General features: G+C 58.5%; 11 protein-coding genes. 5 read left to right on the forward strand and 6 right to left on the reverse strand.

From position 1 onward, the window contains the following. Positions 1-18: 18 nt before the first annotated feature. Positions 19-1,476: a mannose-1-phosphate guanylyltransferase/mannose-6-phosphate isomerase gene (locus tag RYC18_RS23710; RefSeq protein ID WP_005744470.1), complete on the reverse strand. Its 1,458-nt coding sequence runs from the start codon at positions 1,474-1,476 to the stop codon at positions 19-21. After that, on the reverse strand, positions 1,476-2,912 hold the full coding sequence (locus RYC18_RS23715; RefSeq protein ID WP_005744468.1) for an undecaprenyl-phosphate glucose phosphotransferase: 1,437 nt from the start codon (positions 2,910-2,912) through the stop codon (positions 1,476-1,478). The genes RYC18_RS23710 and RYC18_RS23715 overlap by 1 nt, the downstream gene beginning before the upstream one ends. Positions 2,913-3,434: 522 nt before the next feature. Here RYC18_RS23715 and yegS point away from each other — a divergent pair. Beyond that, on the forward strand, positions 3,435-4,352 hold the full coding sequence (yegS, locus tag RYC18_RS23720; protein ID WP_002554118.1) for a lipid kinase YegS: 918 nt from the start codon (positions 3,435-3,437) through the stop codon (positions 4,350-4,352). Here the strand turns inward: yegS and RYC18_RS23725 are convergent. Then, entirely contained in the window at positions 4,336-4,998 is a 663-nt protein-coding gene (locus RYC18_RS23725; RefSeq protein ID WP_005744465.1) for a response regulator, read from the reverse strand. The genes yegS and RYC18_RS23725 overlap by 17 nt on opposite strands. A gap of 157 nt (positions 4,999-5,155) precedes the next feature. Beyond that, complete coding sequence (locus RYC18_RS23730; RefSeq protein WP_002554116.1) at positions 5,156-5,587, reverse strand: hypothetical protein; 432 nt, start codon at positions 5,585-5,587, stop codon at positions 5,156-5,158. A 450-nt stretch (positions 5,588-6,037) separates the two neighbouring features. On the opposite strand from RYC18_RS23730, the gene RYC18_RS23735 reads away from it, so the two are divergent. Both RYC18_RS23735 and RYC18_RS23740 read left to right on the forward strand, forming a co-directional pair. Further along, entirely contained in the window at positions 6,038-6,964 is a 927-nt protein-coding gene (locus tag RYC18_RS23735; protein ID WP_002554114.1) for a chemotaxis protein CheV, read from the forward strand. Positions 6,965-7,066: 102 nt separating this feature from the next. Beyond that, positions 7,067-7,876, forward strand: a complete 810-nt coding sequence (locus RYC18_RS23740; RefSeq protein WP_316886934.1) for an MOSC domain-containing protein — start codon at positions 7,067-7,069, stop codon at positions 7,874-7,876. 48 nt (positions 7,877-7,924) lie between these two features. On the opposite strand, the gene RYC18_RS23745 is transcribed toward RYC18_RS23740, so the two are convergent. Next, positions 7,925-9,853: a transglycosylase SLT domain-containing protein gene (locus tag RYC18_RS23745; RefSeq protein ID WP_002554112.1), complete on the reverse strand. Its 1,929-nt coding sequence runs from the start codon at positions 9,851-9,853 to the stop codon at positions 7,925-7,927. 204 nt (positions 9,854-10,057) lie between these two features. On the opposite strand from RYC18_RS23745, the gene RYC18_RS23750 reads away from it, so the two are divergent. Further along, positions 10,058-11,968 carry an ATP-binding cassette domain-containing protein gene (locus tag RYC18_RS23750; RefSeq protein ID WP_316886935.1) on the forward strand — a complete coding sequence of 637 codons (1,911 nt, stop codon included), beginning with the start codon at positions 10,058-10,060 and terminating at the stop codon, positions 11,966-11,968. A 66-nt stretch (positions 11,969-12,034) separates the two neighbouring features. On the opposite strand, the gene RYC18_RS23755 is transcribed toward RYC18_RS23750, so the two are convergent. Further along, positions 12,035-12,475 carry a universal stress protein gene (locus RYC18_RS23755; protein WP_004665751.1) on the reverse strand — a complete coding sequence of 147 codons (441 nt, stop codon included), beginning with the start codon at positions 12,473-12,475 and terminating at the stop codon, positions 12,035-12,037. 131 nt (positions 12,476-12,606) lie between these two features. Here RYC18_RS23755 and RYC18_RS23760 point away from each other — a divergent pair, with 131 nt between their 5' ends. Beyond that, the gene (locus RYC18_RS23760) at positions 12,607-13,044 is read left to right on the forward strand and encodes a hypothetical protein (protein WP_004656900.1); all 438 of its coding nucleotides are present in this window, start codon (positions 12,607-12,609) and stop codon (positions 13,042-13,044) included. Positions 13,045-13,148 lie beyond the last annotated feature (104 nt).

A 13,148-nucleotide genomic window follows, 5' to 3' on the forward strand; every position in this document is an offset into this window, starting at 1 on the left:
GCGTTTGCCGCTCGTGGATCAGCTCTTCACAGTCTTGTCGGGAACACGTCCGTAAATATCGGTGAAACGCACGATATCGTCTTCGCCCAGGTACTCACCGCTCTGCACCTCGATCATCACCAGGTCGATGACGCCCGGATTGACCAGCCGGTGCGTGAACCCCGGTTTGATAAACGTCGACTCGTTGGTATCAAGCATGAATTCACGCTCGCCGTTGGTGACGGTGGCCATGCCGCTGACCACGATCCAGTGCTCGCTGCGGTGATGGTGCATCTGCAATGAGAGTGATGCCTGCGGGCGAACCACAATGCGCTTGATCTTGAAGCGCTTACCTTCTTCGAGCACCGTGTAGGTGCCCCACGGACGCGTGACGGTGCGGTGCAGACGGTAGGCATCATGGCCCTGGCGCTTGAGCTCCTGAGCGATGACCTTGACGTCCTGACTGCGGCGTCCGTCTGCGATCAGCAAGGCGTCGGGGGTGTCGATGATGATCAGGTTGTCGAGGCCAATAGCGCCCACCAGACGTTTGGGTGAGTCGATGTAGCAATTGCTGACGTCATGCAGCACGGCTTCGCCATTGCAGTAATTGCCTTGAGCGTCGACGGGAGACAGTTCACGCACGGCCTGCCAGGAACCGATATCACTCCAGCCGAGCTGGCAGGGCACTACGGCGACCTTTTCGGAGCGCTCCATCAGCGCGTAGTCGATGGAAATGTCCGGGGTCAGGGCAAACGATTCGCTGTCCAGCTCGACTTGCAGTTCACGATTGCCTTCCTTGCGCGGGCTCGATGCCAGGCAACTGCTGACCGCATTCAGCACGTCAGGTGCGTGAGTACGCAGCTCTTGAAGCACGGCATCGGCACGCATGCAGAACATCCCGGCATTCCAGAAATGCAGACCACCGTCCACATAGCCCTGGGCGGTGACTGCATCGGGTTTTTCGACAAAACGGGCGACCTGACAGGCATCGGCGTCAAGTGCCGGGCCTTTTTCGATATAGCCAAAACCGGTTTCCGCTGCGGTCGGCACGATGCCGAACGTCACCATCCAACCCTCAGTGGCCAGCTTCTGCGCGGCCGTCACTGCTCTGGAGAATTCCTCGACATTGGTAATCAGGTGATCAGCAGGCAAAACCAGCAACTGCGCGTCATCGCCATACAGCTGGCTGACATGCAGCGCAGCGGCAGCGACCGCCGCTGCGGTATTACGCCCGAAGGGCTCGAGGATGAAATCCAGACGCGCATTGCCTTTGTTCAACTGGCGGTAGTCGTCCACCGTGCGGAAGTACACCTCCCGGTTGGTAACCGTCAGCAGGCGGTCGACTCCGGGCAGGCCGACCGCACGCAGGAAGGTTTTCTGCAGCAGGCTCTGGCCGTCGGGAAGGCGCATGAACGGCTTGGGCATGGCTTCTCGCGAGACCGGCCACAGACGGGTGCCGGAGCCACCGGCGATGATGCAGGGAATAAGCGTGCTCATCAGTAAGCCTCGCGAGTGAATAGCACTGCAGGCACAGTGCGCATAAGGATGTACAGGTCGAACCAGACAGACCAGTTTTCGATGTACTCGAGATCAAACTCGACGCGTTTTTCGATTTTTTCCACGGTGTCGGTTTCACCACGATAGCCGTTAATCTGCGCCAGCCCGGTGATCCCCGGTTTGACGCGATGCCGCGACGTGTATTCTTTCACCGCTTGCTCGAACAAAATCCCTGCAGCCTTGGTGGCCGTCGCATGTGGGCGTGGCCCGACCATTGACATGCTGCCTGCCGCTACGTTGAACAGCTGTGGCAATTCATCCAGGCTGGTCTTGCGAATGAAGCGCCCGACCCGTGTGATTCTGGCATCGCCACGGGTGGTCTGGCGCTCGGCCGTTGCATCGGCCTGGTGCTGATGCATGGAGCGGAACTTGAATACTTCGATCAGGCGATTGTTGTAACCGTAGCGCTTCTGGCGGAAAAACACCGGGCCTGGGGAGTCGAGCTTGATCGCCAGCGCAACCAGCAGCATTACCGGTGACAACACCAGCAAAGCGAGCGACGACAGAACGATATCTTCGGCGCGCTTGATGAATGGAGACCAGCCACTGAGCGGCAGATCCGACGCATTGAACATCGGCAGCCGGGCCACTTCGGTAATGCGGTTGTGGGTATGCCGGAAGGCAATCATGTCCGGCACCAGCAACACGTTGACCGGTAGCCTGCGCAGTTCGCGAATGATGTAATCCATGCGGTTTTCCGCCGTCCAGGGCAGGGCGACCAGCACCTGGGTCACTTTCTCTTCGCGAATCAGCCGTTCCAGGTCGCTGGTATTGCCCAGCAGGGGCAGGTTGGCCACAGTCTTGGGCATGCGACCGATCCGGTCGTCGATAAAACCGGTGACACCCGAACGGATGTCCTGATGCTCAAGCAGGTACTCGGCCAGGCGCAGGCCATTTTCCGTCGCGCCCAGAATCACAGCGTGTTGCAGGAATACACCCTTGCGCATCTGCCGCTTGAACAGCATCAACAGCAGCAGGCGAATGATGCCGAACAGCGCCAGGCTGGTCAGGTACCAGATCAGCGATTCTTCGGGAGAGAGATAGCCGAACAGCCCCATTGCCTGTTGCATGAACAGCAATAGCCCGAAGGCTGCGGTCCAGGCAACTGCCAGCGCGCCCATGCGCAGATCGTTGCTGAACAACGCTTCGGAATAGACGCCCATGGCCTGAAACACCAACACGCCGACAAAGCCGAAAAACAGCAGCATGGTCATATAACCCTGCTGTGTTTCCGGGCCGTCATGCTTGATAAGCATCATGATTGCAAGGCCGGGCAGAATGCAGGCAATGCCATGGGCCAGCCGAATACCGAAAAGATAGTATTCGACCAGACTGGTGCGGGTGAGCGAAAGACTGTCGACCGGCTGCAACCTCATAGAACTCCCTTACTCCCTGTATGCGTCTGGATCCTGCTGATCCTGGGCGTTTTGCGATGACGCTTTTGCAGCTTCAAATAGGCATCTGTTCACAGATAGTGTCCAAGCGTAGCCAGTTACGTGTCGAGGTCATGACGAATCCGGCCTGTCTTTTGTGAATATCACTTTATATATGTCGTCCTGTTCCGAATTTTATTTAAGACTTTTCAACCATTTGTAGATGAAACTTCCCTCAAGTGAGGGGCCTGCTGTCAGTAAAGCTCATGAAACAAATAGCGTCAGTACAAAAGTGTGCCAACTCTGATGCAATCGTTGCTCCAGAGCTTCTGCTTCCGGGTTTTGCCCAGTATTGGCGGGGGTTGATCTGTTCTTGATGACGTGAAAAAAATTTCTGTGACGGGTGGGCCTTTTTGACATGTGCGGGGTCACAGTCATGCGTCGTGCGAAATGTATGCGGGCGCTGACTACAGAAAGAGCGTCGCTCGCAGGCTTCAATTCGTAGGGTTCGTCAGAGGAGGTGTCATGACACAACGCAGGGCAATGCTCATTCTTCACGGTAAACAGGCGCTCAACGAAGACGTGCGTGATGCCGTTGCAGACAAGCGCAAGCAGGGCTGGGAGCTGGACGTGAGGCTCACCTGGGAAGCTGGGGATGCCCAGCGCCTGGTTGGCGAAGCGCTGGCCGCCGGGCATCGGCATATCGTGGCGGGCGGTGGTGACGGTACCTTGCGAGATATCGCCGAGGCCCTGGCGCTGGCCGAAACACAAGCCAGCCTGACTATTTTGCCGCTGGGCACTGCCAACGATTTTGCCCGCGCAGCCGGGGTGCCTCTTGAGGTTTCCAAGGCTCTGCAACTGATGGACGTAGCACCGCGTGCCGTCGATCTGGGTGAAGTCGGCGGCAAACTGTTCCTCAACATGGCTACCGGCGGCTTTGGCAGTCAGGTAACGGCCAACACATCCGAAGACCTGAAAAAGGTATTGGGCGGGGCGGCCTATCTGTTTACCGGCCTGACAAGGTTCAGCGAATTGCATGCTGCCCACGGCGAACTCACCGGGCCGGATTTCCACTGGCGCGGCGATCTTCTTGCCTTGGGTATCGGTAACGGCCGGCAGGCTGGCGGTGGACACGAGCTGTGCCCGACCGCGTTGGCTGATGATGGCCTGCTCGACATCAGTATCCTGCCAGCGCCTCAGGAAGTGGTCGGCACGCTGAGAAGTCTGCTGGAAGGCGGACTGGGCATCGACAACATGTTCATCCGCGCGCGTCTGCCCTGGGTAGAACTCAAGTCGGCTCAGGGGCTGGATATCAACCTCGATGGCGAGCCGTTATCTGGCGAGGACCTGCGCTTCGAGGCGCGACCGGGCGCGCTACAGGTGCATTTGCCGGCCGATTCACCGGTGCTGAGCCGTGCACCGATGCTCAATCGTCCAGACTGATAATCCGTTCGCGAACGCAAAACAGGACCAGCCCGGCGACATCGAATATCTGCAGCCGCTTCATGACCTGGGAGCGGTGGGTCTCGATAGTCTTGATGCTCAGCCCCAGGCCGTCGGCGATCTCACGCGTGGACTTGCCACGCACGATCAGGCGCAGGATTTCCAGCTGGCGAGCGGTCAGGTGATATCGCTCCTTGGCCGCCTGGGCCCTGTCCGAGCGTGTTCCGCGCAGGGCGCGCTCGATAACGGTATGAGCGATGGCCGGGCTCAGATAGCGTTCGTTGTTGCGCAGCGCTTCCAGTGCCTGTTCCAGTTCGGTCGCGGTGGTGTCCTTGAGCAGATAGCCGCGAGCTCCGATGTCGAGCGCACGCATGATCATGTCCGGGTCGGTGTGCATCGACAGGATCAATACCTTGCAATGTGGCTGTACTTTCAACAAGTGTTCGAGCGCCTCAAGGCCGTCGACGCTCTTCATCCAGATATCGAGCAGGATGATGTCGGGCTTGAGTCGCTGCGCCAGGCTCGACAACTGCGCGCCGTCCGCCGTTTCACCGATAATGGCGTAGCCCGGCATTTCTGCAACCAGCGCTCGCACGCCGGCTCTGATCAGGGAGTGGTCGTCGACCAGTAACAGATTGCAGGTCATTGTGGCTTCTTGTGTAAATGGGACCGCCGAGGCGTGCTTTCAGTCCCTGTTCAACCTTTAAGACGATTTGAAAGCAGTGAAGACAATAGGACGGAAAACCCTGGCGTGACAACATCACTTCAATGACATTGCGTGTGTGATGCTCGACAGTCGAGCGTTATCGTTGGGTTGCGTCCTTCACCGCTGCCGATTGCGAGGAAGCGCTGGCCAGCTTTTCCAACAGCTCCAGCTGTTCGTTGTTGTCCATCGTCAACTCACCCGTTTGCGGATCGAGAAGCTCGACCTGCCAGGACATAAGCATCAGGCAGTTTTTGACGGTCAGCAGGGTTTCCTGTGAGAGTTCGTTGGCCTGATCGCCGCTTTTCAATAACTGACACAGCTGACGTGAAAACTCGGCAATACAAGGCACAGGCGCGGCTTCCGCCTCCTGGGCCAGCGTGCGCAGGGTGGTCAGAAGGCAGCCGGTGGCGTCCTCGTCGTTGGGGATCAACTCCAGGTGCGAAAGACATTCTTCCGACTTGTACAGAAGTGCCTGAGAGGTGCTCAGGAACTGGTCGTGCTTATGCTGCCAATCGTTGTTGCTCAGCATCCTTTGTCTCCACTGATCATGGATAGCGAACTTCCGCCCGCGGCGAATGGCTGACAGTTAATGTCGATTTCAAACAAAAGTATGTAGGGCATTTCTGAATGTTGCCAGCGCCGCTTGATTACAAGGTTTGAAAAGCGGACACGAACCTGACGCCATTCTTGTATTGAGAATGGCGTCACAATAGTGGCAATTAGATGTCGATCATATCAGGTTATCCCCGATTGACTTTTTGTGCTTCTTTGATTTTTACCTTGAGCGACTGGGTATGTTCAGGCTTTTCCAGAGCGCGCTCATCGTCGTATTTGTCTGGCAGGAAAGCGACACCAGTAAATCATGATGGTAAAGTGACATCAATGCTGAGAATGGCCTTTCATCGCCATTAAGGTCCGGCTGGTTTCAGCCGATACAGGCTCAACAGACTCATCGTGACCATTGCTTCAGGAGCTAATAATGGCAGGCATTCTCGACACAGTAGATCAGCGCACACAACTGGTGGGCGAGAATCGCCTGGAAATCCTCATGTTTCGCCTTGCCGGTCGGCAATTGTTTGCGATCAACGTGTTCAAGGTCCAGGAAGTATTGCAGCTACCCAAGCTGACCCTCATGCCGCAACGCCACTCGTTCGTCTGTGGCGTAGTCAACCTGCGTGGCCAGACCCTGCCGGTGATCGACCTTTCCCAGGCCATTGGTATGCGGCCGCTGGTGCCGGGGCCTGGCAGCACGATCATCGTCACCGAGTACAATCGCTCGGTTCAGGCCTTCCTGGTCGGTGGTGTGGATCGCATCGTCAACATGAACTGGGACGCGATCATGCCGCCGCCGGCCAGCGCCGGTCGTCAGCATTACCTGACGGCGATCAGCAAGGTCGATGACCAACTGGTAGAAATCATCGACGTCGAAAAAGTACTTGCCGAGATCGTGCCGTACAATGCCAAGGTGTCCCGCGAGAAGCTCGAAGACCCGGTACTGGAAAATGCCCGTGGTCGTGAGGTGTTGCTGGTCGATGACTCCAAGGTGGCACTGGCGCAGTTGCGCGACACGCTGTCTCAATTGGGCCTCAAGCTGCACGTGGCCAGTGATGGTCTCAAGGCGTTGAACATGCTCAAGGGTTGGGCGGACGCGGGCGAGAACGTCCATGAAAAGCTGCTGATGGTATTCACCGATGCCGAAATGCCGGAAATGGACGGTTATCGCCTGACCACCGAGATTCGCAACGATCCGCGTTTGCGCAGTCTGTACATCGTTCTGCACACCTCGTTGTCCGGCAGCTTCAACGAGTCCATGGTCAAGAAGGTCGGTTGCGACAACTTCCTCTCCAAATTCCAGCCCGACAAGCTGGTCGAAGTAGTGCGCGAACGTCTTTTGATGATTGGCTGATACCTTGCGCGATTGTTGATCGCGGATGCCTGCCGCTCCGGCTTCGGATAAGCTTCGATGTCTTCGTCAAAGCTTATCCCGCCATCAAAGGAACCGGCTCTCATGTTGCGTCTCAGCTCTCTCTATCGTTTCCCTCTCAAATCCTGCAAGGCGGAGACGCTGCAACGCGCGTCGTTCGACCAGTTGGGGTTGGCGGGGGACCGACGCTGGATGCTGGTCGACGAAAGCAACGGTCGGTTCTTCACCCAGCGCGCCCTGTCGCACATGTCCCAACTGACGGTGTTGTGGAATGCCAGCGGCGGTGTAACCCTTTCGGCACCCGGTTTCGAGCCTCTGGACGTCGCGGTTCCGCTGGATATCGAGTCAAACCTGCGCGGTGTGACAGTCTGGCGTGATTCGTTGCAGGTGCCGGACGCTGGCGACGTGGCAGCCGAATGGGTCAGCCGGTTTATTGGCAAGCCCACCCGCATGGTTTATCTGCCGGCAGAGCGTGCGCGCTGGCTGCCCGGGGGCTACCGGACCATTAACGACCGGGTGAGTTTTGCCGATGGCTTCCCGTTGCTGCTGATTGGTCAGGGCTCGCTCAATGACCTGTCGTTCCGCCTGGGCAGGCCATTGGAAATGCTGCGCTTCAGGCCCAATCTGGTGGTTGAAGGGGCCGAGGCCTTTGCCGAGGATGGCTGGAAGCGTATCCGTATCGGCGACATCGAATTCCAGCTGCTCAAGCCTTGCGCGCGCTGCATTCTCACCACTGTCGACCCGGCTACCGGCGAGCGCAGCGCGGATCGCGAGCCCTTCGCCACACTCAAGACCTATCGGGAGGTGGAGGGTAACGTGCTGTTTGGCCAGAACGTCGTCAACGAGGGGTTTGGCGAGCTTGAGGTGGGTATGCCGGTCGAAGTGCTGGAATAGGTGTTGCGTGGCGGCAGGAGTGCTCTGAGAAGCACTCCTGCCGACCGGTCACTGATCGTCGAAAAACCGCTCGTGCCAGTCAACCAGCGGCTGAGGCGAGTTGAGCTTCTGGCCGTAGATCACCGAATAGGACAACACGTTCTGTACGTACTGGCGGGTTTCATCGAACGGTATGCTCTCTACCCAGACATCGAAGGCCAAGTGATTGGCACCTTTCAGCCATTGGCGTACGCGGCCTGGCCCGGCGTTGTAGGCGGCTGAAGCAAGCACGCGGTTGCCGTTGAACTGGGCATGCACCGAACTCAGGTAGGCAGCGCCCAGCTGAATGTTGGTGTCCGGGTCCAGCACCTGCTGCGGCGAGGCCAGCGGGATGCTGAACTTGCGGGCAGTTTCCTTGGCGGTGGCAGGCATCAACTGCATCAGCCCGCTGGCACCGACGCCCGAGCGAGCGTCATCCATGAAGGCGCTCTCCTGGCGCGTAATGGCGAATACCCAGCTTGAGTGCAGCCCACGCACCTTGGCTTCGCGTACCAGCGTGTCGCGATGGGCCATCGGGAAGCGAATGTCCAGATCATCCCAGTATTGCGCCTGGCTGATCGTGCGAATGGCCGGGAAATACCATTTCAGGTCGTAAGCCAGTTTGGCCTGGGCAACCATTTCGTCACGGTTGAACTGGCGGCTGACGTGATACCACTCGCGTCGTCCATCGACGATTTCGCCGCGATCATGAAACTCCAGCGCACGACGCACTCCAGGGGTATTGCGTACCTTGTTGATCAGCGCCTGGCTGAGCACCAGGGGCTTGTTGTTGAGCTGATAGGGGCTTTGTGTGCGATCGGCCGCCAGAAAACCGTAGAAGTCGCGTTCTTTGGCCACGTCCTTGTACAGAGCGGCAATCAGCGGGCTGTTGGGCTGGGCCAGTTCCAGAGAGCGGGCTTCCCAGTAACGCCAGCGATTGGTTGCAGCAAGGTCCTTGGGCAGTCGGCGCGCCAGTTCGTAGGCATCTTCCCAGCGACCCAGCCGCAGCAGCAGACGCATACGCCACTCGGTAACCGTATTGTCGCGCAGCTCCGGGTCGTACCGGGTCATGACCTCCAGGGCGCGGTCGTCGTAGCGACGTGCCAGGGTCAGGCCGATTTCCTTGGCAATTTCCACCTGCTCTTCACGGGAGAAGTGCATGGTTGCCGCGTAGCCATCGAGCATCGACAGGGCTTTCTGCGGATCTTCCTTGGCCAGTCTGCGCAGGCCAAGGCCGACCACATCGGACATGGCTTCATCCACCGGCGCGAACTGCGCGGGGTTGTTGACCATTTCCGGCTTCTGGGCGACGGCCAGCAGCAGGCGTCCTTGCGGGGCCAGGGAGTTGAGACTGTTGACCAGGGTGTTGGCCAGGCTGTAATTGCGTGCCTGAGCGGCCAGTTTGGCCCGTTGCCAGCGTTTCTGCTCTGTCAACTGGCCTGCGGCTGCCCATTGCGCGAAAAAGCCGTCGCAGGCGGCTGGCAGTGTCTTGCCGGTCATCCACAGTTTTTCTGCACTGGCATAGCCTTCGGCACGCTTGTTGTTGCTCAACTGGTATTGGCCGTACAGGCAATCCAGTTCGACGAAATTCATTTTCGGGTCGTAGTACTTGACGAACGGTTGCCAGTCACCGCGTTCCGCCAGCCAGCGCAACCAGCGCAACTTCATCCAGTTGGCCTGTGGCAGGTCTCCATGCTCGGCAAGAAACTTCTCGATTTCCGCGTTGCTGGCAGTCTTCAGGCGCGCCGTCAGCTCGTCGTATTCGAGGTAGGGCTCCAGCGGATAATCGGCCAGCGCCGTGCTGTACATCTGATACGGGCCTGAATCGCCCTTGGCCAGCGCACGCTTGGCTTCGTCGTAATACTTGCGTTGTTGGTTGAGGTCTACCGCATGAGCAGTCTGGATGGCGGTGGTGGAGAGGAGCAGGCACGATAAAAAGCTGAACAAACGACTGCGCATGAGACTTCCGAGCAGATGAGTCGTGAAAAGTATTGCTAGCTTAGCCTTTTGCCAGCTCATGGTGAAAGCATTGCCGACGAGCTTGTCTCATATGGAAATAATTGTCGGTTATGAAGGGTATGTGGAAGTTGTCACGGGTGCCACGATTCCCGACATCCGCCGGTTATCTCAGGTAGAATGCGCGCCCGGTTTTTGGAGAAGCTCATGACCCTGCTCAAATTCAGCGATGTGTCCCTTGCTTTCGGCGCCATGCCGTTATTGGACAAGGTGTCCTGGCAGATCGCCCGTGGTGAGCGGGTGTGCATCATCGGCCGTAACGGCACAGGCAAATCCAGCATGTTGAAGCTGGTAAAAGGCGTTCAGAAGCCTGATGACGGGGCTGTCTGGCGTGCGCCCGGCCTCAAGATCGGCGAATTGCCCCAGGAATTGCCGGTAGCCGACGGACGGACTGTCTTCGACGTGGTGGCCGAAGGTCTGGATGGCGTCGGTGCGTTGCTGGCCGAATACCACCATCTGGCGCAGAACTGCGTCACCGAGGAAGACCTGAACAAGCTGATGCATGTTCAGCAGGACCTCGAAGCCCGTGATGGCTGGCGCTTGCAGCAGTTGGTCGAGAGCACTCTCAGCCGCTTGCAGTTGCCTGCCGACAAGACCCTGGCCGAGTTGTCCGGTGGCTGGCGTCGCCGTGTTCTGCTGGCTCAGGCGCTGGTTTCCGAGCCGGATCTGCTGCTGCTCGACGAGCCGACCAACCACCTGGATATCGGCGCTATCGCCTGGCTTGAAGAAGCCCTCAAGGATTTCCAGGGTGCGGTGCTGTTCATCACGCACGACCGGGCATTCCTGCAAAACCTTGCGACCCGTATTCTAGAGCTGGACCGCGGTGGCCTGATCGACTGGGACGGCGATTACGCCAGTTTTCTGGTCCACAAGGAAGCCGCACTGGCAGCCGAAGAGACTGCCAACGCACTGTTCGACAAGCGTCTGGCCCAGGAAGAGGTCTGGATCCGGCAGGGCATCAAGGCTCGACGTACCCGTAACGAGGGCCGCGTGCGTGCCCTGAAGGAGCTGCGTGTAGAGCGTAGCGAGCGCCGTGAACGTACCGGCAAGGCCAATATCCAGCTCGATATTGCCGAGAAATCCGGTAAGCAGGTCATGGTTCTCGACAACGTCAGCTTTGCCCATCCGGGTGGCCCGATGTTGATCAAGGATTTCTCCATGGTCCTGCAGCGCGAAGACCGTATCGGTCTGCTCGGCGCGAACGGCACCGGCAAGACCACATTGCTCAAGCTGATGCTCGACAACCTGCAGCCGACCGGTGGCAAGGTTGAAGTCGGTACGCGTCTCGATGTGGCCTATTTCGACCAGTTGCGTCACCAGCTCGACCTGGAAAAGACCGTGATCGACAACGTTGCCGAAGGGCGTGACTTCATCGACATCGATGGCCAGAGCCGTCATGTTCTGAGTTACCTGGGTGACTTCCTGTTCAGCCCGCAACGTGCCCGCACGCCAGTCAAGGCGCTGTCCGGTGGCGAGCGTGCCCGTCTGTTGCTGGCCAAGCTGTTCAGCAAGCCTGCCAACCTGCTGGTGCTCGACGAACCGACCAACGACCTGGACGTCGAAACTCTGGAGCTGCTCGAAGAGGTCTTGCTGACCTTTAAGGGCACCGTGCTGATGGTCAGTCACGACCGGGCATTCCTCGACAACGTCGTCACCAGCACGCTGGTGTTCGAAGGTGAAGGCAAGGTTCGCGAATACGTCGGTGGTTATCAGGACTGGCTGCGTCAGGGCGGTTCGCCGCGTCTTCTGGGTGTTGCCGACACCAAGTCGGGCAAGGCCGAACTGGCCAGCGCTGTGGTGCAGGCCGCACCGGTTGCCGCGCAGGACATGCCGGTCGCCAAGAAAAAGCTCAGCTACAAACTTCAGCGCGAGCTGGAGGCGCTGCCTGCGCAGATCGATGAGGTTGAAGGCAAGATGGCCGTCCTGACTGCAGAAATGGCCGAGCCGGGCTTTTACCAGCGTTCGGCGGAACAGACTGCTGCCGTGCTGGCGCAACTGGAAAACCTGCAGGCCGAGCTGGACAAGCTGCTGGAGCGCTGGGCCGAACTGGACGAGTGATCGCTGACGCGTTCGTGTGATGCAGAAAAGCCCGGGTAACCGGGCTTTTCGCTGTAGCAGGCCAGATTACTCGGGCTTTTTAAGGCTCACTGCCAGCACGTCACATGGTGCGCCGTGCAGGACGTCGTTGGCAGTGGAGCCAAGCAACAAGGCCAGGCCGTGGCGGCCATGGCTGCCGACGACGATCATGTCACAAGCCTTGCTCTTGGCGAGTTTGTGGATTTCCTGCCGTGGCTGACCAATCACTATGTGGTTTTCGCTGGTTTTCAGCTGCGGGTACTTGAGTTTGAGCTTTTCGAGCTTCTCCTGGGCCTGATCCATCTGTTGCTGTTGCAATTGCGAAAGGTCCATCGGGACGTCACCGCCGAACGCCATGGCGATTGGTTCGACGATGTGCACGACCGACAGTTTTGCTTCGCTGGCCTTGGCCAGCAAGCTGGCGCGACGGATGACCGGGTCACACTCATCGGTGAGGTCAATAGCAACCAGAATGTGTTCGTATGGCATGAGGGTGTCCTCCGGGAACATTGCGATGGTGGGAGTATGGCTCTTTCGTTCGCATCTGGGCAGACCCTTGTGCAAGCCATTGTTTTCAAAAATGTTGTGAGAAGTCCGAGATCGGGTGGGGGGCAAGAAATATGACGGTCTGGATAGTCCTGTCAATCATTGGTGTGATGCTGAGCCCGCTTGTGTGGTTGCGCCCGTCGCGTCATCAGAGCGGCAGGATGGCATTGCGCATGGAGGCGCGCCGTCTGGGAATGGGTATGCAGCTTGCCCCGCAAGAGTGGCCGCACTGGCTGACGAAAGAGCCGCCAAGCCCTTGCGCACAGTACCATCGCCCGCGGCTGAGCTCGCATGCAGATGCCTGGGTTTACTGGCAGAGCGAGCCGGGCGTCTGGCGCAACCGCTGGCGTGAGGTCTGCGAAGATCCAAAGCTGCTGCCTCATTTGCAGACGTTACCCGCAGATGCCTACAAGGTCGAGGCTGACGGGCAGATGGTTGCCGTGTACTGGGCGGAGCGGGGCGAGGCAGAAGTGTTGCAGCGTATTGATAAGCTGCTCAGGGAATTGGCCTGAGCCTGACTCAAAGGCATTAAATCGCAGGCATTAAAAAGCCCGATAACAACATCGGGCCGGGGTTGGCCAGGCAGGCCGATAATTCGTCGCGTGCCGACAGGCTT

Origin of the sequence: Pseudomonas syringae group sp. 247E2 (genome assembly GCF_032587795.1) — a bacterium.
GTDB classification, from domain to species: Bacteria; Pseudomonadota; Gammaproteobacteria; order Pseudomonadales; family Pseudomonadaceae; genus Aquipseudomonas; species Aquipseudomonas amygdali.

Excerpts from the sequence above, each read along its gene's own strand:
- RYC18_RS23710 (WP_005744470.1), bottom strand. The coding sequence starts at position 1,476 with ATGAGCACGCTTATTCCCTGCATCATCGCCGGTGGCTCCGGCACCCGT.
- RYC18_RS23715 (WP_005744468.1), bottom strand. The coding sequence starts at position 2,912 with ATGAGGTTGCAGCCGGTCGACAGTCTTTCGCTCACCCGCACCAGTCTG.
- yegS (WP_002554118.1), top strand. The coding sequence starts at position 3,435 with ATGACACAACGCAGGGCAATGCTCATTCTTCACGGTAAACAGGCGCTC.
- RYC18_RS23725 (WP_005744465.1), bottom strand. The coding sequence starts at position 4,998 with ATGACCTGCAATCTGTTACTGGTCGACGACCACTCCCTGATCAGAGCC.
- RYC18_RS23730 (WP_002554116.1), bottom strand. The coding sequence starts at position 5,587 with ATGCTGAGCAACAACGATTGGCAGCATAAGCACGACCAGTTCCTGAGC.
- RYC18_RS23735 (WP_002554114.1), top strand. The coding sequence starts at position 6,038 with ATGGCAGGCATTCTCGACACAGTAGATCAGCGCACACAACTGGTGGGC.
- RYC18_RS23740 (WP_316886934.1), top strand. The coding sequence starts at position 7,067 with ATGTTGCGTCTCAGCTCTCTCTATCGTTTCCCTCTCAAATCCTGCAAG.
- RYC18_RS23745 (WP_002554112.1), bottom strand. The coding sequence starts at position 9,853 with ATGCGCAGTCGTTTGTTCAGCTTTTTATCGTGCCTGCTCCTCTCCACC.
- RYC18_RS23750 (WP_316886935.1), top strand. The coding sequence starts at position 10,058 with ATGACCCTGCTCAAATTCAGCGATGTGTCCCTTGCTTTCGGCGCCATG.
- RYC18_RS23755 (WP_004665751.1), bottom strand. The coding sequence starts at position 12,475 with ATGCCATACGAACACATTCTGGTTGCTATTGACCTCACCGATGAGTGT.
- RYC18_RS23760 (WP_004656900.1), top strand. The coding sequence starts at position 12,607 with ATGACGGTCTGGATAGTCCTGTCAATCATTGGTGTGATGCTGAGCCCG.